We start from the raw sequence: 18,359 nt of genomic DNA, 5'->3' as shown, positions 1-18,359 counted from the left end.
CATTGATCGCGCATTTGCGCGTACGTCGGATACGGATCGGCTACCTGGCCGTCAGATGTCGGGTCGAACGTCGGCATGGTCATCGGGTCGCTCCGCTCGTGGCTTCTCGTCCTGCGGGCACCGCGCCGGCCTGACCGGGGCCGGCCGGCGCGGTGGCGGGGCCGGGGTTCAGTCGGCCGCCGCCAGCACGGGCACGCCGGCACTCAGCCGTCTGTGCTCGGTGGCCCACAGGGCGGGGGTGTGCATCCGGGGCACCACGGGTTCGCAGACGAAGGTGTCGTGCACACTCTGGGTCGCCTCGGCCAGGCCGCTCTCGCCTGTCAGCACGCTGAGTTTGTTGGATGTGACGAGCAGATCGGTGCGCGCGGCGCCGACCGACCGCAGTCCTTCGAGCAGTCGCAGCGGCGAGCCGGGAAGCTGGCCTATCCCGAGGCCGACGACCGAGAGCCGCGCCAGGTTGGAGGTCCAGTGCACCTCGTCCAGGCGGGTTCCCCGGTCGACCTCGGCCAGCAGCGCGCGCGCCTCCTCCACGCTCTCCGCGGGCAGGGTGATCGCGAGGTCGCCCGCGTCCTCCGTCCCGAGGTTGCCGTAACGGCGCAGTTCGACCTCCATCTCCCGTTCGGCGAGCCCGCGCAGGATCCGTACCGCGTGGTCCGCGGCGATCCTGCGCAGTACGCAGCGCACGAGACCCGTCCTGGTGGCCACCCCGGCGATCGCGGGGAACTCGTCGAGCCCGGCCGGTGTCCAGGAGCTGCCGGACATCGCCATCGCGGCGGCGCGGCGGCGATATCCGACCCAGGTCTCCGGGCCGCAGGCGGTGTGGTTGGACCGCACCTTCAGGTCGACGCCGTGCGTCCGCGCGTAGTCCACAGAGTCCGCCGCCAGCACCTTGGCCCCGCTCACCGCGAGCTCGGCCATCTCCTCGTAGAGCAGGGTGGTGTGGCGCCGGGCCCCGGCGACCTTCCTCGGGTCGGCGGTGTAGACCCCCGCGACGTCGGTGACGATCTCGCAGTGGTCCGCGCCGAGCGCCGCGGCCAGCGCGACGCCGGTGGTGTCCGAGCCGCCCCGGCCCAGGGTGGTGCAGGGACCTCCGGCACCCGCCTCACCCTGGAAGCCCGCGACGACCGGGATCGCACCCCTGCGGAGGTCCTCCTTGAGCCGGCGGGGATCCACCTGCTGGATCGTCGCCCGGCCGTGGCGGTCGTCGGTGAGGATTCCCGCCTGGGCCCCGGTGAACGACCTGCTGGCGGCGCCGTGGTGGTTCAGCGCCATCGACAGCAGCGCGGCGGACACGGTCTCGCCCGTGCTGAGCAGGGCGTCGAGCCGAGCGGGATCCGGCCGGCCGGACACCGAGGAAGCCAGTTGGAGCAGCCTGTCGGTGGTCCCGCCCATGGCGGACACGACCGCGACGACCTCGTGCCCGTCCGCCCGCGTCGCGAGGATCTGCCGCGCCGCCTCGATGAGCTTCTCGGGCGTGGCGACCGAGGTTCCGCCGTACTTTTGCACAATGAGCGCCATCTCGCGCACTCTCTTCCTTCGGAGCGGAGCGGGCCTGGTCTACTGCTCGTGCAGGAACTCACGGATCGCGTATCCGACGTGCCGCTGGTCGGTCATGGTGTGCCCGAGGATGTGGTCTCCGGGCCGCAGCTCCGTGAAGTTGTGCACGCTGCCGCCGGGGCCGAGGGCGCGCACGTGCCAGTCGTCCTGGCCGACCATGTCCACCAGGTCACCGCCGGCGGTGCGGGCCTCGATCTGCAGCATCGGGCGGGTCTCCATCTTGATCCGGCCCACGATGACCCGGCGCACACCGCCGTTGGTGTTGACGGCCAGGATCTCCGAGCCGCAGCGCAGCTCCGACAGGTAGCGGGTACGGTTGCCCGGCGTCAGGGTGTAGGAGCTGAGAGCGGCCGCGTTGACCCGGAACGGGCGGGTCGGCATGTACGGCAGCGGGTGGGTCTCGCTGCTGACCAGCATCAGGCCGGACGCGTACGAGCCGACCAGGATGCCCTCGTTCTTCTGCAGGTGCGAGCAGGTGTCCACACATACCCGGTCGCCGAGACCCAGGTGGGTGAGCTTGACGATCTCCAGTGGCTCCAGCCGCAGCGTCTCGGCCTCGCCCTGGCACACGCGCACCAGCTCGGAGGCGTCGCCGACCCGCCGGGGGGCGAGCAGCACCGCGTCGGAGCCGCGCTCCAGGACACCGATGGTGACCATCGCGTCCTCGACGTCCTCGACGACGGTGACGATCGAGCCCTTGGCCCGGTCGGCGGCCGCGAGCAGGATCTCCAGCGGGATCTTGCTCGGGTCCTGGCGGAACTCGACCAGGGTCAGCTCCGCCTCGTTCGCTATCTTGCAGGCGAGCTGAAGCGTCTCCTCGCCCAGCACCCGGACCAGGACGCCGTTGCGCAGGCCGGGCCGGATGCCCTCGAACTTCTCGGCGATGTCGTGGTCGGCGATCAGGATGTCGACCACGTCGACGAGCTTGTCGATCAGGACCGTGGGGGTCTCGCCGTTGATCACGGCGGCCTTCTCCAGGGTCGGCGGGACCTTCGCCGCCAGCTCGGGGTCGTCCAGTACGACGGCGCCGACGCCCAGATGGGTGCTCTCCTCGATGACGGCGGTGGCGAGATCGGCGGTGAGGCCGCGGAGGTCGATCCATGCGGATTTCATGTGCGCACCTTTGATCGTGAGTGGTTGTCCGTCAGGTCACTTCAGGCCACGTCAGGCCACTGTCGTGCTGGCCAGGGCCAGGTTCAGGGGGGTCAGGGGCTTGCGGGGGCCGAGTCCGGCGTGGACCCGCTGGGCGACCGCGCGGGCCAGCCGCCCGGGGTCGGCGGCGCGGAAGACGTTGCGCCCGACCGCGACGCCGAGCACCCCGGACTCCATCGCGGAGTCGATCTGGTCGAGGAACGTGGCGGTGTCGCCGACCACACCGCCGCCGGCGGTCACCACCGGGATAGGACTCGCCTCCACGACCTCGCGCATCGTGACGGGCGAGCCGGTGAACGGGAGCTTCACGATGTCGGCGCCGAGGTCCGCCGCGACGTTCGCCGCGTGCGCCAGCAGCCCGGGGTCGGCCGGGTCGGCGATGCGCGGGCCGCGCGGGTACACCATGGCGAGCAGCGGGACGCCCCAGCGCGCGCACCGGTCGGCGACCAGGCCGAAGTCCGCCAGTTGCCGGGCCTCGTTGCTCGAACCGAGGTTGATGTGCACGCTGACCCCGTCCGCGCCCAGCGCCACGGCCTCGGTCACCGCGCCGACCAGCGTCTTGGCGTCGGCGTCCGGCGCGTGCCTGGTGCTGCCGCTCAGATGCACGATCAGCGCCAGCCGCCCGAGCGACCGGGTGGGAAGGAAACGGACCCGCCCCTTGTGGACCACGATCCCGTCCACGCCGTTCGCGGCCATCGCCGCGACCAGCCCGGCGAAGTCGGCGGCGGCCGACACCGGGCCGTCCGCCAGCGAATGATCGAGCGGGACCAGGAACGTCGTCCCGGAAGCCGAGTGCAGAATCCGCTGGGTCCGCAGGTTCTTCCCGGACCAGCCGTACGCTTCTGCCATCTCTCAACACCCCATTTCCAGATCGGGAAATCGTTAGGAATCGGTGGCCGAGGATCGTCGCTCCGCCAGGCGTCTCGCGAGTTCCTGCCAGGCCTGCCGGCTCGCCTCCGCGAGTTCGGCGACGAATTCGACGCAGTGGTCCGGCAGGTCGCCGACGAGGCCTTCCCGCGTCCGCGTGTCCATCGCGGCCACCGCCAGAACGCTCAGCAGCAGCCGGCCGGACTCGTTGAACCGCAGCGACGGGTCGGAGCGGAGCGCGCGCAGCATCGTGCCGGCCCGGTCCAGGCCGGAGTGCCGCGGAACCGCGCCCCGGGCGCGTCGTGGATCAGGGGTCTGTCCGGATGACGCGGCCCGCTGCTCCGGGACCACCGCCGTGGCCTGCTCGTTGAGCTGGATCCGGACGGCCCGCACCGTGCCCGGGGATACTCCGGCCGCGGCGCTCACCGTGCGCAGCGAGGAGGTGGGATCGCGCAGCAGGATCTCCCTGGCGCGCTCGCGTCCTGAGGCCGTGCTCAGCGGGCGCGCCCGGCCGTCCCTGCCGGTCCTGACCTCGGCCACCGGCACTCCGCACTGATCGCGCAGTGCGCCGACGGTCTTGGGCGAGAGCCCCACGACCGAGGCCACCGCCCGGTTCGACCAGCCCGGGTGCTCGCGCAGGATGCGCCGGGCGGCCGATTTCCGGTCGGGCAGCGAAAGCGGCAGTCCGTGCCGCGCGTTCAGCCGCACCGCCAGCACGAAGGCGCTGGCGTCGTCGCCGTCGAAGTAGCGGGCTCGGATCGCCCGCTCTCCGCGCAACTGCGCGGCGCGCACCCGGTGCATCCCGTCGACCACCCGGTTCGTGCCCCGCTGTACGACGATCGGCGGCAACCCGGCCTCGGCCTCCACCTCGGCGAGAGCCCGCGCGTGCTCGGTGTCCTCACCCGAGGATCGGGGTGAGTCCCGCAGGACGAGCTCGGCGATGGAGATCCAGCCGACGTCGGAGCCGACGGCCGTCTCCCGTTCGCGATCGATCGCATTCGCGCTCACCACGTTGACCCACTCCTCGTCGTCAACGGAGCCTGTCGTGTCCTTGAGATTACTCTTGCTCAATTTAATACCTTGCACAAGGTATTTTTCTAGATAAGCCTCTCACCTGCGATGATGTGCGATGAATGCTCTTGATCATACCTTTGATACGGTATGTTTTGGCTGTGCAAGCGAGGATCGTCCTCGGTTGCACAACGCCGCCAGGAGCTACGCCGACCGGCGCGCTCATGAAGAGATCTCGGTCGCCTGAAGGGGTAACCATGGGGAACGACTCGCGAGCTGACACCACCCGCGCCCGGCTCGAGGCGAACCGGGACCGGCGCATCGAGATGGTGTGCGCCGACCCGGAACTCGCGGACCGGATGCCGACGCGCGAGGTCTTCGACACGACCGGCAAGCCCGGTCCGCGGCTGTCCGAGATCGTCAAGCGGACCTTGACGCGATATGCCGACCGGCCCGCGCTCGCCGAACGCGCCAGGGAGTTCGTCTCCGTGGCCGGACGCACCGAGCAGCGGCGGCCGCCCAGGTTCGACACCGTCTCCTACGGCGAGTTGTGGTCCCGGCTGAGCGCCGTCGCCGCCGACTGGTACCACCACGCGGAACACCCGCTGCGCGCCGGGGACTTCGTCGCGATCCTGGGCTTCGCCGGCACCGACTACACCACCGTGGACCTGGCCTGCGGTCAGGTCGGCGCGGTCGCCGTGCCGCTGCACAACACCGCGACGGTCGCCCACATCCGCCACCTGGTCGACGAGACCGCTCCGCGCGTCTTCGCCACGAGCGCGGAGCGGCTCGGCACGGTGCTCGAAGCGCTGGCCGGGAACACGTCCGTCGTCCGGCTGATCGTGTTCGACCATCGTCCCGAGCTCACCGAGCACCGGGAGGGCATGGCGGACGCGCGCCGGCGGCTGGCCGAGGCCGTCTCGCTGGAGCCGCTGTCCCTCGTCATCGAGCGCGGGAAGGCGTTGCCGCCCGCGCCCGACCTGCCGCCGGTCGACGACGCGGGAGACGTGCTGTCCGCACTGATCTACACCTCCGGCAGCACGGGCACGCCGAAGGGCGTCATCTTCCCTGAGCCGACCGTGTCGCTGATGTGGCGGCCGCCCGAGCAGCGATACCCGATGATCACGGCCAACTTCCTGCCGCAGAGCCATCTCGTCGCCAGGCGGCTCGTGATCAAAACGCTCGCCCTGGGCGGCACCGCGTACTTCGTGGCCGACAGCGACCTCTCCACGCTGCTGGAGGATCTCGCGCTGATCCGGCCGACGGAGTTCGCCATGGTGCCGCGCGTGTGCGAGCTGCTCTACCAGAGCTATCTGAGCCGGCTCGACGCGCCGGGCGCCGAGTACGCGGAGGAGCTCCGGCGATATTTCCGGGACGTGGTGCTCGGCGGCCGCGTCATCCACACGCCCTGCGGCTCCGCCCCGCTCGCGCCGGAGCTGGCCGCCTTCGTGGAGTCCTGCCTGGACGTCCCGTTCTTCGACAGCTACGGCACCACCGAGACCGGGCTCGTCATGCTGGACCACCAGGTGCAGCGGGCGTTCGTGCTCGACTACAAGCTCGTCGACGTGCCCGAACTCGGGTACTTCACCACCGACACGCCACATCCGCGGGGCGAGCTGCTGGTCAGGACCAAGCTGATCACCCCCGGCTACTACCGGCGCCCGGACGTCACCGCCGAGGCCTTCGACGACGACGGCTACTACCGCACCGGCGACATCATGGCCGAGGCCGAGCCCGACCGGCTGTACTACGTCGACCGGCGCAGCAACGTGCTCAAGTTGTCCCAGGGCGAGTTCGTGGCACTGGCGAAGCTGGAGGCGATCTATGTCGCCGGTCCGCTGGTGCGGCAGATCTTCCTGTACGGCGACAGCTCCCGCCCGTACCTGCTCGCCGTGGTGGTGCCGGCCCCCGAGGCGCTCGACCAGGCGTCCGGCGAGGCGGCGCTGAAGGCGGCCATTCACGAGTCGCTGCGGCGCGTCGCGAAACGCGCCGACCTCAAGCCGTACGAGATCCCGCGCGATCTGCTCATCGAGACGGTGCCGTTCAGCCAGGAGAACGGACTGCTGTCCGACTCGACCAAGCAACTGCGCCCGCGGCTGAAGGAGCACTACGGCGAGCGGCTCGAGCGGCGCTACGCCGAACTGGCCGAGGAGCAGATCGACGGCCTGCGCGGCCTGCGGCACGACGAGGACCGCCCGGTCGTGGAAACGGTCGGCCGCGCCGCGCGGGCACTGCTCGGAGCGTCCGCCGGCGAGCCCGGCCCGCGGACGCGCTTCACCGACATGGGGGGAGACTCCCTGACCGCGCTGTCGCTCTCCACCCTGCTCAAGGAGATCTTCGACATCGAGGTCCCGGTCGGGACCCTGCTCGGCCCGGCCAACAGCCTCGGCCAGATCGCCGGCCAGATCGAGCGGTCGCGTGACCTGCCCGCGCCACAGGCCACGTTCGCCGGCGTGCACGGTGACCGGGCCGTCGCGGCGCGCGCCGAGGACCTCGTGCTCGGCGCGTTCATCGACCAGGCGACGCTGACCGGGGCCGCGGCGCTTCCCCCGCCGGCCGGCGCTCCCACCACGGTGCTGCTCACCGGGGCCAACGGCTATCTAGGCCGATTCCTGTGCCTGGAGTGGCTGCGGCGGCTGGCTCCTGGAGGCGGCACACTGATCTGCCTCGTGCGTGGTGCCGACGACGAGGACGCTCGCGGGCGGCTCGAGGAATCGCTGGACAGCGGGGACGTCGAGCTCAAGCGGCGGTTCGCCGAACTGGCCGGGAACGGCGCCCTGCGGGTGCTGGCCGGCGACGTCGGCGCGCCGAACCTGGGCCTGTCCGAACCGGCCTGGCGGCGGCTGGCCTCGACGGTGGACGTCATCGTGCACGCCGCCGCGCTGGTGAACCACGTACTGCCGTACCGGCAGCTGTTCGGCCCGAACGTCGCCGGCACCGCCGAGGTCATCCGGCTGGCGGTCACCGACCGGCTGAAGCCGGTCGGTTTCCTGTCGTCCGTGGCCGTCGCGTCGCACGGAACCGGCGACCTCGACGAGGACGCCGACATCCGGGTGGCCGATCCCGTGCGGCCGATCGACGAGAGCCACGCCGGCGGCTACGCCACCAGCAAGTGGGCGGGGGAGGTGCTGCTCCGGGAGGCGCACGACCTGTGCGGGCTGCCGGTGACCGTGTTCCGCTCCGGCATGATCCTCGCGCACGGCCGCTACACCGGGCAGCTCAACGTGCCGGACACGTTCACCCGCCTGGTGCTGAGCCTGATCGCCACCGGCATCGCGCCCGGGTCGTTCTACCGCGGCGACGCGAGCCGGGCACACTACGACGGCCTGCCCGGGGACTTCGTCGCCGCCTCGGTGGCCGCCCTGGGAGCCGGCGCGGCCGGGTACCGCACGTTCAACGTGGTCAACCCGCATGACGACGGCATCTCGCTGGACACCGTCGTCGACTGGCTGACCGGCTCCGGGATCACCCTCCGCCGCGTCGAGGACCACCAGGAGTGGTGCGAGCGGTTCGAGGCCGCGCTGCGGGAGCTGCCGGAGAAGCGGCGGCGGCACTCGCTCCTGCCTCTGATGCGCGCCTGGCGGGAGCCTCTTACGCCCCGGGCCGGGTCGGCGTTTTCCGCCGGACGGTTCCAGGAAGCCGTCCGGGACATTCCCCACCTGTCCCGGACGCTGATCGAGAAGTACGTGTCGGATCTACGGCACCTGGGCCTTTTATAGGCACGGTTAGGCACGGTTAGGCACGAAGCACGGTTGGGCAGGAGCACGGTCAGGCACGGAGCACGGGCCTTGGGCGGGCTTGGGCGGGCAGCACGGGCCATCCGTGCCGTCCCGCCCACGCGGCCAGCACCGGATCGTCGCCGACGACCCTCGGGTTGCCGACGGCCGTCAGCAGGTCCAGGTCGCTGGCATGGTCGCCGTATGCGAAGCAGTCGGCGGGGCAGGCTCCAAGACCCCGGAGCAGCCCGGCGGCGGCCTCGGACTTGGCCGGGCCGATCATCGACCTCGCCACCTCGCCGGTCAGCCGTCCGGCGGCGACGACGAGCTCTGTGCAGAGCACCTCGTCGCCACCCACGTCCGCGGCCAGCGGATCGAGCACCGCGTGGCACGAGCCGGAGACCAGCACCACCAGGTCTCCGGCCGCGCGGTGTCCGGCGAGCGCCGTCGCGGTGGCGCCCACGAAGGCGTCCGGCCTCCGGCGATGCCGCGCGTACCAGCGACCGCCCGCCTCCGCCAGCGCCGTACTCGAGACGCCGGCGAACAGCCGGTAGTAGGCGCGGTTCGCGGCGGCCCTGCCCTCGCGCTCCGCCACCGCTCCCAGCTGGGCCACGGTGGCGCGGAACGCCGCGTCATCGTGGCCCAGCCAGGACCGCAGGAACTCGACCATGCTCTTCGCGGCCAGCAGCGTCTCGTCCACGTCGAAGAAGGCCACCCGAGGAGGAAGCCGTGACCCGATCACCGCAGGCTCCGAGTAACATACCTTCTCAAAGGTTTGTTCTCCGGACTCGTCCAAGAGAGGGCAGAGTGACTCAGGAGCGTGCAGTCCGCACCAGGGCACTGGTGCTCGCCGCGGCGGCAGAGGAGTTCGCCGCGCACGGCTATAACGGCACGACGCTGCTCAAGGTAGTCGAACGCACCCAAATGACCAAGGGAGCGCTGTACGGGCATTTCTCCTCCAAAGAAGAGTTGGCGGCCGCCCTGATCGAGGAGGCCGGGAACGATCTGATCGCGCGTGCGGAACGGCGGGTCGAGAGCACGTCGGCGCTGGTGGCACTGCGGGAGACGACGCTCGCCCTCACCCGGCACCTGCGCAGGGACACGCTCGCCAGGTCCGCGTTGCGGCTCGCCGTGGAGGCCCCCCAACTGGACCGGTGCGCCCTCGGGCTGATCGAACGGATCTCCTTGCCGCTGACCCGCGCCGTGGCCAGGGCGCACGCGGAGAACCGGGTGATGGGCAGGCTTCCCCCCGAAGCCGTCGCCCAGCTCCTGATGGCGGTGTTCTTCGAGATCCCCCATCCAGTACCCCGGAACGACGCGGACGCCGCACGACGGTTCGACGACCTGTGGAAGGCCGTGTCCGGATCGCGGGACGGCGGCCCGGACACGGCGTAGTCAGCCGAGAACGGCCTTCGCGTACGCGTCCGCCGCCGGGGCGAACCGCAGCGCGCCGTGACCGGCGGCCGTATGGACGTCCCGCCACCGCCGGTGGACGGGATCATCCTCGGCCGGCCCGTGTTCGCCGCGCGCGGCGAACAACCGGTCGACGGCGCTGACGCAGAGTTCCGCGGCGACCGCGGCGTCGCACCGATTCTGCGCGATGGTCCGCGCGTCGACCATGCCCCGGTCGGCGCGGCCGGCGGCCTCCCTGAGCAGCAGGCGGGCGGCGGACGCCTCCGGCGAGGAGCGGGCGAGCGCCTGCCGGGCGCCCGGATCCGACGGCGGACGAGCGGCTCCGGTGGAGACACAGTCCGCCACCGCGCCCAGGGCGGCCCCGGCCAGCGGGCCGGCGAACATCACCGCCGCGACCAACGTGTACGGGACGTTGTGGCACCGTGCCTCCCCGGGGCGCCGGGTGCCGAGCAGTTCCGGCAACGTGACCGTGCGGTGCTCGGGGACGAACGTGTCGCACAGGGACACCGTGTTGGTCCCCGTTCCCCGCATACCGGCGGCCCGCCAGGTGTCCTTGACCAGATAGCTCCCGGCCGGGACGGCGAAGATCCGCACCGTGTCCTGGTCGCCGTCCGTCACCATGCTGGCGAGCAGCACCCAGTCGGCGAAGTCCACCCCGCTGGCCCAGCCCCACTCGCCCCGGAGCGACCAGCCACCCGGCACGGGCGTGGCCCGGCCCGACGGCGGCATGACGGACGCGGCGATCAGGGTGTCCGGGTGCGGGCCCCATATCTCCTCCTGTGCCTGCTCGGGCAGGTAGGCGGCGATCCGTCCGTGCGTGGCGAACAGGGTCGCGCACCACGCGGTCGCCGGGCAGCTCTCGCCCACCGTGATCGCCGCCTCCACCAGCGGCGCGAACCCTCCGGCCGCCCCACCCCACCGGCGGGGGACGAAGTGCCGGGGGAATCCCGCTGTCACCAGCGCGGCCACCGACTCCCGTCGAAGCCGGCGTGCACCGTCCACCTCGGCGGCGTACCGGGCCGCGCGGTCCACGAGTTCGGTCACGTCCAGACGGTGGTCTGGCGGGACCGAGGTCAGCGTCACCAGAGGTCCTGTCCGCTGCTCGTGTCAGGGCCCAGCCTGAGCTCCACCGTGCCCGAGGCGACCTCCTTGCCGTCCTGCTCGGCGAGGACGTGCACCGAAATCCGGTCCGCCTCGGGACAGCCAGGGCCCGGCCAGGCGACGATCCGCACCGGGGCGTCGAGTTCGCAGAACCTGGTGAAGTCGGTCCGCAGGCCGTCGGGCGAGACCCGGCGGCCGGTGAGCGGCCGGGTCGCGGCGAGCGCGGCCTGCCGGAACGCCTCCAGCAGCACCATGCCGGGCACGTGGTCGACGGCGTGGTCGACCATCTCGGTGTTGCCGTTGTCGAGCCGCAGCATCCAGCCGTCGGGGTTCCCGTCGTCGGCCAGCAGCACGTCCTCCGGGCGGCTGCGGCCGACCTCGCCGGGCGAGAGCGGGCGCCCGATGAAGGGCACGGATCCGCGCGGCGCGGGCGCCACCTTCCGGCCGCGGACGGCCTGGTACAAGCGGGGGTCCACCGCCTGCGAGAGCAGGCTGCCGTGACCTTGTACCACCCCGGCCACGCTGAACTCGGCGTCCAGCCGCATGCACAGCCGGCGGCCGGTCCACTTGGCGGTGGGAGTGCAGGTGACCCGCAGGTTGACCGGGAGCCACGGCGTCCGGGTGGGCAGCGCGATGCCGCCGATCCCGAGGGTGACGGCGCCGAGGATGAACTTGTGCGTCTCGGGCACCCCGTAGAATCGGTGCTGGATGTAGTAGCCGGCCTGCCGGAGCGCCTCCGTCGGCAGAACCGGATCGATCCAGCCGGAGTCGTCCTGCTGGTAGAGACAGTGATCACGCGGCAGCATGGCCGCGATGATGAAATCGTCCGGTGCGTCCCGGACTCCGTCGGTGAGCAGCACGCGTTCGGCCGCGGCCTTGTGGACCAGCTCGCGGGGCACGAAGCGCGGGCCGGGTAAGTGCGCGTCGCGGGCGGGTTCTGGCCTGTCATCCCAGCCCGGGGTGACCGGGGATGCCGACTGCCAGGTGCTCGGCGGGCTGACGTTTCCCACCGAAAGTTGAGCGCTCATTTCTTACCCCCTTGATCGAACCTTGAACTGTTGGGTACGGAGGGTGGTCGAAGGCGGACTGAAGGAATATACCTCCGAGACGGTATATTTTGGAGTGTCTCGGACGGTTTACTGTTGAGCTGGCACGGGGACCTCTGAACAGAGGCGAAACATACCTGGATGGCGGTATGCTGACTGGGGATCACACAGAACGGACACGGTCGTGAGTAAGAACGGCACTCCCAGAACCCCCCTCACGCAGCGCGGGCAGCCACGCAACGCGCCGCAGCAGGCACGGGCCGCGCAGACCCGGGCCCAGGTACTCGCCTCGGCGGCCGAGCTGTTCGCCGACCGGGGATATCCGCACACCTCCATCGACCACATCGCCCAGCAGGTCGGCATGACCAAGGGCGCGGTGTATTTCCACTTTCGCGACAAAAAGGACATCGCCGCCGAGATCGTGCGCGAGCTGTACAACCGGTGGCGCGTCCGCATCGACGAGGCGCAGGCCATGGGCCTGCCGCCGCTGGAGACCGTCCAGGCCCTGCTGACCAACGCCGCCGATAAGTTCTTCGAGGACGACATCGTCAAGGCCGGCGCCAGGATCCAGGCCGAGCGTTCGCTGTCCGACACGACCCTGCCCGAGCCCTACGTCGAGTGGATCTCCACACTCTCGACGCTGCTGGCCAAGGCGAGCGGCGCCGGCCAGCTCCGCGAGGGCATGGACCCCGAGGCCGCCGCGTACATCCTCGTATCGGCCTTCTTCGGCCTGCAACACGTCTGCGACGTCCTCGACCAGCGCGCCGACCTCCCCCGCCGCTGGAAGGAAATGAGCCGCCTCCTCTTCTCCTCCATCGTCGCCTCCCCCCAGTAGCCCATTCGCTGGGAGTCGGCCAAAGAGGAGATGAGCCGCCTGCTCTCCTCTTCCATCGTCGCCTCCCCGCAGTGGCCCAGCCGCCGGGAGCAGGCCATCAAAGGAGACCTTCGCATGTCTGCTTCGATCCTCCCGGCAGTTCCCCTCGGCACCGGCGGCCCTTGGGTCGGCGCCCAGGGCCTCGGCTGCATGGGCTTCAGCGAGTTCTACGGACCGACGGCACCGGCCCAGGCCCGGGAAACCCTGCGGACCGCCCTCGCCCTGGGGGTCACCATGTTCGACACCGCAGATCTGTACGGAGACGGCGACAACGAGAGGTTCCTCGGCCCCTTCGTCCGCGCCCACCGCGACCGGGTCCTCATCGCCACCAAGTTCGGCATCGTCCGGCGAGCGGGCGAGAAGTCCTGGAGCCAGGTCCGCGGCGACCGCGCCTACATACGCCAGAGCGCCGAAGCGAGCTTGAAGCGCCTCGGCGTCGACGAGATCGACCTCTACTACGCGCACCGCCGCGACACATCCGTCCCCATCGAGGAGACGGTCGGCGCCATGGCCGAGTTGGTACAGGAAGGCAAGGTACGCCACCTCGGCCTCTCCGAGGTCACCGCCCCCGAACTGCACGCGGCCCACAGCGTGCACCCGATCGCGGCCCTGCAATCCGAATGGTCGCTGTTCACCCGCGACGTCGAAACCTCCGTGATCCCAGCGGCAGCACAACTCGGCGTGGCCCTCATCGCCTACGCCCCCCTCGGCCGAGGCCTCCTCACCGGAACGCTCGCCGGCGCCCAGCGCCCGAACACGGACGACCCCGGGACGGCGCTGCCACGGTTGAGCACGAGCGACGCCGGGCCGCCGATGCCACAGCCCACCGGTGCCCAGCGCCTTAGCACGGACGACATCCGGCTGACAATGCCACGGTTCACCGGCGCCCACGCGGACGCGAACGCCGCCCTCCTCGACCCCGTCCACGACATCGCCGCACGCCGCGACCTCACCCCCGCACAGGTCGCACTCGCCTGGCTTCACCATCGTTCCCGCGTCCACAACCTGACCGTCATCCCCATCCCCGGCACCCGCTCCCCCACCCGCCTCCGGCAAAACCTCGCAGCCGCGACCCTGACCCTGTCCGACAACGACCTCACCGCCCTGGAACCCCTAGCGGCAAAGGTCTCCGGCCCCCGCTACCCAGACATGACCACCACATCCACCGCCCGCGAGTGAACCCGGATGCACCAGTTGGCTCGCTTAGGGGACCTGCGGAAACGCTCCCAGATCAATCTCACACATATCCCACGGCTGCTGACATACGGCACCCGCTTTTAGACGTGATGGCGTCGGGCGTGGGCGTTGAGGTGGTTCATACGGCCGGTTCCGTGACGGACCGGAGGTCGCGTACGGGGCGTGCGGCGAGCGGGGCGAGGGTGGCGAGGGCGTAGCCGATGCCGCAGTACAACGCGACATTTCTCCCGCCGAACTGGGATGCCGCGGGGCCGGCGAGCAGTTGACCGGCCGGGATGGCCGCGTAGGACAGCAGGTCGTCGAAGGAGGTGATGCGGGAGAGCATGTCGCGCGGAACGTGCTGCTGCAGTGAGGTGTCCCAGGCGATGCCCGCGACGGTCAATCCCAGGGCCCCCACAAACGCGCACGCCACCAGCCATGGCGCGGAGGCTCCGAATCCGAGGGCGAGGAGGGGAAGTGCCCCTAGCACCCCGATGAGGTTGCCGCCGCGCAGGGGGTACCTCAGGATGAGCCGGTACATCAGCACGCTCATGATCAGCAGGCCGGCGGCGCGGAAGCTCAGCACGATGCCCCACGCGGCCTCGCCATTGTGCTCTGTGGTCAGTACCGGTCCGAGGATCTGCCACGGGCCGACGTTCACCAGATTGAGGGCGCAGAATGAGAGGGCCATGGTGAAGACCCACGGAATCGCCCGGAACGCGCGCCAGCCCTGCCCGATATCAGCGAGCAGGCCTTGTACGCCCGGCGGAACCGGGGCCGCCATGGGGAGCCGCGCGAAGAGCAGGGCGGCGATGACGAAGCTCAGCGCGTCCAGGGCGATGGCCCAGCCGCCCCCCACGCCCACCACGAGAAGGCCGGCGACGGTGGGACCGAGGATGCCGGCCGCGTTCTGGGTCGCGGCGAGCAGTGAGTTGGCGCGCTGCAGGTCGCCGGTGGCCACGAGTTCGGGGACCACGCCGCGCAGCGCCGGGGACGTGAAGGCGCCCACCGCGCCGTTGGCGGCCGAGAGGGCGGCGACGAGGGGCAGGCTGTAGTGGCCGGTGAGGAGCAGAGCCGCCACGCCGCCCTGCGTCAGGCCGGAGCCCAGGTTCACCACCACCAGGACGGTCCGGCGCGAGAACCGGTCACCGACGGCTCCGCCGATCAGCAGCAGCGCGAGTTGCGGGATGATCTGGCCGGCCAACACGATGCCGAGATCGGTCGGGCGCCCGGAGGCGTTGAGGACGGCCAGGGCCAGCGCGACCGGGATCATCGAGCTGCCGAGCAGTGATATCAGCCGGCCGAGGAAGAAGCCGCCGAACGGGGGGGCGAGCAGTGAACGCAACCCTGTGGAGCGCATGGCCCAAGTCTGACCGGGCGAACGACCACCGGCCAATTTTGCGATGAAAGGCGTAAGATGACGCGGCTGAGACTGAGTCCCATCGCGCTGTCGCGGAGCCGCTTCGCGGTGTCTCCGCTGGCAGAGACCCTCAGCTGCCTGATCGCGCTGCACCGCGGGCGCTCGGAGCCGTGGATCGCGCGCTGGCTCGCCCGCCATCAGACCGGTTACCGGGACTGGCTCGCGGACAACGAGGTCGCGGCCGGTCTGCTGCCCCTTCTCGCGGCCACCAAATGGCTTCCCGACTTTGTCGCCGTGCCGCCTCTCGACGGAGTGCGCACGCGTCTGGCGGACGAACTGATCGTCGTGGCCGCGCACACCGACGCGGAGATCGCCGCGATGACGGGCCACGCGGTCGCGGCGAGCTGGGAGCCATGCGACACAGACTGGTTGCACCTGGGCGGCCTGGGGCCGCGTGTCGCCGCGATGCTCGACGAAGGGTGGGCGCGGTTCGTGGCACCGGACTGGCCCCGGCGGCGCATGGTGCTCGAACGGGACATCATGCATCGCGCCGGTCTGCTGGCCGCCTACGGCTGGCAGCACGCGATCAAGGACATGACGCCGACGTCGGCCTGGGTCGATGACGACGCGATCCTGTTCAGCCACCAGGAGTTCCCGGACAGGTGGATCGACGAGGACGGCCTGATCTTCGTCCCGCACACGCCCGGCGGCGGCTCCTGGACGTGCGAGCGGCCACCGCACTACGCCCTCGTCTACCCCGCGAGGGGAGCCGCGGCCGGGCAGGACGACGGGCACCCGGACGTGATCTCCCGGCTGCTCGGGTCCGGCAGGGCGCACATCCTGCGTGAACTCACCCGCCCGGCCACCAGCACCCAGCTCGCGCAGGTCCTCGACCTCTCACTCGGCACGGTAAGCGCCCACCTGGCCGTCCTGCGAGACGCGGGCGTCGTCGCCGGAAGCCGGGCAGGCCGCCACGTGATCTACCACCTGACCGACCGGGGCGAGAGCCTGCTCACCCTGCTCGCCACGCGGTCACGCTGACGAACGCCCGTGTCGACGCGGGCGTCAACCGGCCACGACCGTCCTCTCCGGGTCCTCCGCTCCGTAGTGGGACCGCAGGGTACGCCCTTCGTACTCGGCGCGGAGCTTTCTCCGGCGCAGCAACGGGACGACGTCATCGACGAAATCATCCAGTCCGGCCGGGAAGACGGGGGGCATGATGTTGAACCCGTCGGCTACTCCGGCCAGGTTCCCGTCCCTCCCCTCCTGCCCGCCATTCTGCGAGACCATCTCGACCGCTACGGCGGCGTCGCTCCCGACGGTCGCCTGTTCCGCACCGCCAAGGGGCGCCCATTCTCATCTTCGGCGTACTCGGACGTCTGGCAGCAGGCTCGTAGGGCAACCTTCACCGCAGAGCAGGCGGCCTCACCGCTGCCGGCCCGTCCTCTGGTTGAACGTGGGCGCTCCGGCCACGGAGGTGGCCAAGCGCGCCGGGCACAGCGTTGACATTCTGCTGCGTGCCCACGCCAAGTGCATGGAGGACAGCAGTGCCGTGCCAACGGAAAAATTAATGATGCTCTCGCCGAATGATCTAGCTACGCTGAACAGGCCCTGGTTCCCCCGGGGCCTGTTCCTGTTTCAAAGCTGATTATGGAAGCGTCGGAGGGCGATATGGAACTCCCCGAACAGCCGGACGTGTCGCGCAACGAGCTCATGGCAGTACAACTTGAGGAGGCTGGCCGTCTACTTCTGCGCGGTACTGCTTCTCACGCTCGCCTCGCATTTATTTTGCTCGATAATGCTGCTGAACTTTTGATGGCTCGTAAGATTGAGCATTCCTTGATGTTAAATTCGGTCTACGAGCGAACCCTCAGGCGCTGGGACGAGATTCTTCAACATACTGATGACGCCGAGGCGCGGACGAGACGTGACGAAGTCAAGGTGGCAATAATTCCCAAGGCCAAGGTCAAGGAGTTGCATCGTCTCTTTGATTCCAAAGTTGACTTTCTCGTTGAGAAAGATCATATTGACGTAGTTGAGGGACGAGTACTCAAGAAGCTTCATCGCTACCGCAATGAGCTGTACCACCGAGACCGCATCCGTGCTGTTACGGTCCGGTCGGTCAGCTTGCTGTACTTCGAGCTGGCCTGTGCGCTCTTTGAGCGAGGTGATCATTGGCCACTTGGGGAGGCAATCAATAGGACATCGCCAGAGCTTGATCGTTTCAGTTCGTCGAGCAAGCAGGTTGGGATGCCGACGGCTGGCATGATTGTCAGCCGCGTTCGAGCTGATCTTAACTTGGATTCGGCAGGCCTAAAAGAGGTGCTCTTGATGCATCTTGGTAGCCGATTAGACGAACTGGAAGGTGACATAGTTTCGGTGGTGGAGTTGTTTCCCAGTCTCTCGGAGTTGCTCTCCCGCTTTCCGGAGGTACCGCCTGGCATCTGCTCGGAGCCGGTGATCCGCTTGGCTCAAGTTTATGAAAGCGTACCTCTTGAGGCTCTTCCGCAGCGTGCTCACGCCGAGTTGAGGTACGGCGCGTCAGATCTAGAAAGATGGCGACAGGCCATCGAGGACATGAGACGGCATGATGATGTACTCGAACTGTTTACAGCATTTGCTGATCTTGAGGACGACTTCGAGCCGCTTGAGGTTCAGTTGAGAGGGCTCCTCGCCCGCCTCGACCAAGAACTTCATGGATGAGTGGATCTTGCTCTGCAGGGAGTCCTGTTCCATCCTGGAGTCTGTCGCGCTCTGTGTACCTGCGGAAACGCTCTCAGGGTCATCCCGCACGTATCCCGCGACTGCTGACATGCGCCTGCCTATGGCGGCGTCCGGCTGCATGTGATCACTAAGAGGAAGTACGCCAAGCCCCAGGTCGAGGACCGAACGGCTGGTCAGAAGAGTGCCCCGGCAGGATTCGAACCTGCGGCACCCGCTTTAAGAGAGCGCGGGCGGACTAGTGCTGTGACCGGAAACGATCACCGGGTTGGGCGATCGTTAGGCGACGGCGGCTGTGAGTGGCCGGCCGCCCCAGCGGATGCGTTTCTCGCTGCGGATGCGGGCGCGTTCTCGGCGCTGGGCGG

15 protein-coding genes are annotated in these 18,359 nt (G+C 69.7%); 6 read left to right on the top strand and 9 right to left on the bottom strand.

The genetic code is table 11. The annotated features are described in order from the left end of the window. Positions 1 to 168 precede the first annotated feature (168 nt). Genes NYZ98_RS28025 through NYZ98_RS28010 form a run of 4 tightly spaced genes read right to left on the bottom strand, consistent with a single transcriptional unit; the run spans position 169 to position 4,647 of the window. Entirely contained in the window at positions 169 to 1,518 is a 1,350-nt protein-coding gene (locus tag NYZ98_RS28025; protein WP_262846551.1) for an aspartate kinase, read from the bottom strand. Between the two features lie 39 nt (positions 1,519 to 1,557). Further along, complete coding sequence (locus NYZ98_RS28020; RefSeq protein WP_262846550.1) at positions 1,558 to 2,670, bottom strand: 3-dehydroquinate synthase II family protein; 1,113 nt, start codon at positions 2,668 to 2,670, stop codon at positions 1,558 to 1,560. Positions 2,671 to 2,721: 51 nt separating this feature from the next. Beyond that, complete coding sequence (locus NYZ98_RS28015) at positions 2,722 to 3,558, bottom strand: 2-amino-3,7-dideoxy-D-threo-hept-6-ulosonate synthase (RefSeq protein ID WP_262846549.1); 837 nt, start codon at positions 3,556 to 3,558, stop codon at positions 2,722 to 2,724. 33 nt (positions 3,559 to 3,591) lie between these two features. Continuing rightward, positions 3,592 to 4,647, bottom strand: a complete 1,056-nt coding sequence (locus tag NYZ98_RS28010) for a ParB/RepB/Spo0J family partition protein (protein WP_262846548.1) — start codon at positions 4,645 to 4,647, stop codon at positions 3,592 to 3,594. 197 nt (positions 4,648 to 4,844) lie between these two features. On the opposite strand from NYZ98_RS28010, the gene car reads away from it, so the two are divergent. Continuing rightward, positions 4,845 to 8,306 (top strand): carboxylic acid reductase, encoded by a 3,462-nt coding sequence (car, locus tag NYZ98_RS28005; RefSeq protein ID WP_262846547.1) that lies wholly within the window; start codon positions 4,845 to 4,847, stop codon positions 8,304 to 8,306. A gap of 49 nt (positions 8,307 to 8,355) precedes the next feature. Here car and NYZ98_RS28000 read toward each other — a convergent pair whose 3' ends face one another. Then, the gene (locus NYZ98_RS28000) at positions 8,356 to 9,045 is read right to left on the bottom strand and encodes an HAD family hydrolase (protein WP_262846546.1); all 690 of its coding nucleotides are present in this window, start codon (positions 9,043 to 9,045) and stop codon (positions 8,356 to 8,358) included. 65 nt (positions 9,046 to 9,110) lie between these two features. Here NYZ98_RS28000 and NYZ98_RS27995 point away from each other — a divergent pair, with 65 nt between their 5' ends. After that, the gene (locus NYZ98_RS27995) at positions 9,111 to 9,698 is read left to right on the top strand and encodes a TetR/AcrR family transcriptional regulator (RefSeq protein ID WP_262846545.1); all 588 of its coding nucleotides are present in this window, start codon (positions 9,111 to 9,113) and stop codon (positions 9,696 to 9,698) included. Here the strand turns inward: NYZ98_RS27995 and NYZ98_RS27990 are convergent, their stop codons facing one another. Together NYZ98_RS27990 and NYZ98_RS27985 are read right to left on the bottom strand one after the other, a co-directional pair. Next, complete coding sequence (locus NYZ98_RS27990) at positions 9,699 to 10,760, bottom strand: acyl-CoA dehydrogenase family protein (RefSeq protein WP_262846544.1); 1,062 nt, start codon at positions 10,758 to 10,760, stop codon at positions 9,699 to 9,701. It abuts the gene before it with no gap. A gap of 35 nt (positions 10,761 to 10,795) precedes the next feature. Then, positions 10,796 to 11,845 carry a ScbA/BarX family gamma-butyrolactone biosynthesis protein gene (locus tag NYZ98_RS27985; protein ID WP_262846543.1) on the bottom strand — a complete coding sequence of 350 codons (1,050 nt, stop codon included), beginning with the start codon at positions 11,843 to 11,845 and terminating at the stop codon, positions 10,796 to 10,798. 202 nt (positions 11,846 to 12,047) lie between these two features. Between NYZ98_RS27985 and NYZ98_RS27980 the strand changes: the two genes are divergently transcribed. Next, entirely contained in the window at positions 12,048 to 12,698 is a 651-nt protein-coding gene (locus NYZ98_RS27980) for a ScbR family autoregulator-binding transcription factor (protein WP_262846542.1), read from the top strand. A gap of 114 nt (positions 12,699 to 12,812) precedes the next feature. Further along, the gene (locus tag NYZ98_RS27975; protein WP_262846541.1) at positions 12,813 to 13,916 is read left to right on the top strand and encodes an aldo/keto reductase; all 1,104 of its coding nucleotides are present in this window, start codon (positions 12,813 to 12,815) and stop codon (positions 13,914 to 13,916) included. Between the two features lie 136 nt (positions 13,917 to 14,052). Here the strand turns inward: NYZ98_RS27975 and NYZ98_RS27970 are convergent, their stop codons facing one another. Next, a complete protein-coding gene (locus tag NYZ98_RS27970; RefSeq protein WP_262846540.1) occupies positions 14,053 to 15,273 on the bottom strand; it encodes an MFS transporter in 1,221 nt (406 codons plus the stop codon). Between the two features lie 57 nt (positions 15,274 to 15,330). Here NYZ98_RS27970 and NYZ98_RS27965 point away from each other — a divergent pair, with 57 nt between their 5' ends. Continuing rightward, positions 15,331 to 16,314, top strand: coding sequence for an ArsR/SmtB family transcription factor (locus tag NYZ98_RS27965; protein WP_262846539.1), 984 nt, complete (start codon positions 15,331 to 15,333; stop codon positions 16,312 to 16,314). A 24-nt stretch (positions 16,315 to 16,338) separates the two neighbouring features. Here NYZ98_RS27965 and NYZ98_RS27960 read toward each other — a convergent pair whose 3' ends face one another. Next, positions 16,339 to 16,563 (bottom strand): hypothetical protein, encoded by a 225-nt coding sequence (locus NYZ98_RS27960; protein ID WP_262846538.1) that lies wholly within the window; start codon positions 16,561 to 16,563, stop codon positions 16,339 to 16,341. 381 nt (positions 16,564 to 16,944) lie between these two features. Here NYZ98_RS27960 and NYZ98_RS27955 point away from each other — a divergent pair, with 381 nt between their 5' ends. After that, positions 16,945 to 17,976: a hypothetical protein gene (locus NYZ98_RS27955; protein WP_262846537.1), complete on the top strand. Its 1,032-nt coding sequence runs from the start codon at positions 16,945 to 16,947 to the stop codon at positions 17,974 to 17,976. The last annotated feature ends 383 nt before the right edge of the window (positions 17,977 to 18,359 follow it).

The organism is Sphaerisporangium corydalis, from assembly GCF_025506355.1.
Classification (GTDB): Bacteria; Actinomycetota; Actinomycetes; order Streptosporangiales; family Streptosporangiaceae; genus Sphaerisporangium; species Sphaerisporangium corydalis.
The sequence above is the reverse complement of the archived record's forward strand: the minus strand, read 5'-3'. Positions and strand labels throughout refer to the sequence as shown.

Excerpts from the sequence above, each read along its gene's own strand:
- NYZ98_RS27985 (WP_262846543.1), bottom strand. The coding sequence starts at position 11,845 with ATGAGCGCTCAACTTTCGGTGGGAAACGTCAGCCCGCCGAGCACCTGG.
- car (WP_262846547.1), top strand. The coding sequence starts at position 4,845 with ATGGGGAACGACTCGCGAGCTGACACCACCCGCGCCCGGCTCGAGGCG.
- NYZ98_RS28025 (WP_262846551.1), bottom strand. The coding sequence starts at position 1,518 with ATGGCGCTCATTGTGCAAAAGTACGGCGGAACCTCGGTCGCCACGCCC.
- NYZ98_RS27955 (WP_262846537.1), top strand. The coding sequence starts at position 16,945 with ATGGAACTCCCCGAACAGCCGGACGTGTCGCGCAACGAGCTCATGGCA.
- NYZ98_RS28020 (WP_262846550.1), bottom strand. The coding sequence starts at position 2,670 with ATGAAATCCGCATGGATCGACCTCCGCGGCCTCACCGCCGATCTCGCC.
- NYZ98_RS27965 (WP_262846539.1), top strand. The coding sequence starts at position 15,331 with ATGACGCGGCTGAGACTGAGTCCCATCGCGCTGTCGCGGAGCCGCTTC.
- NYZ98_RS28015 (WP_262846549.1), bottom strand. The coding sequence starts at position 3,558 with ATGGCAGAAGCGTACGGCTGGTCCGGGAAGAACCTGCGGACCCAGCGG.
- NYZ98_RS27975 (WP_262846541.1), top strand. The coding sequence starts at position 12,813 with ATGTCTGCTTCGATCCTCCCGGCAGTTCCCCTCGGCACCGGCGGCCCT.
- NYZ98_RS27970 (WP_262846540.1), bottom strand. The coding sequence starts at position 15,273 with ATGCGCTCCACAGGGTTGCGTTCACTGCTCGCCCCCCCGTTCGGCGGC.
- NYZ98_RS27960 (WP_262846538.1), bottom strand. The coding sequence starts at position 16,563 with ATGGTCTCGCAGAATGGCGGGCAGGAGGGGAGGGACGGGAACCTGGCC.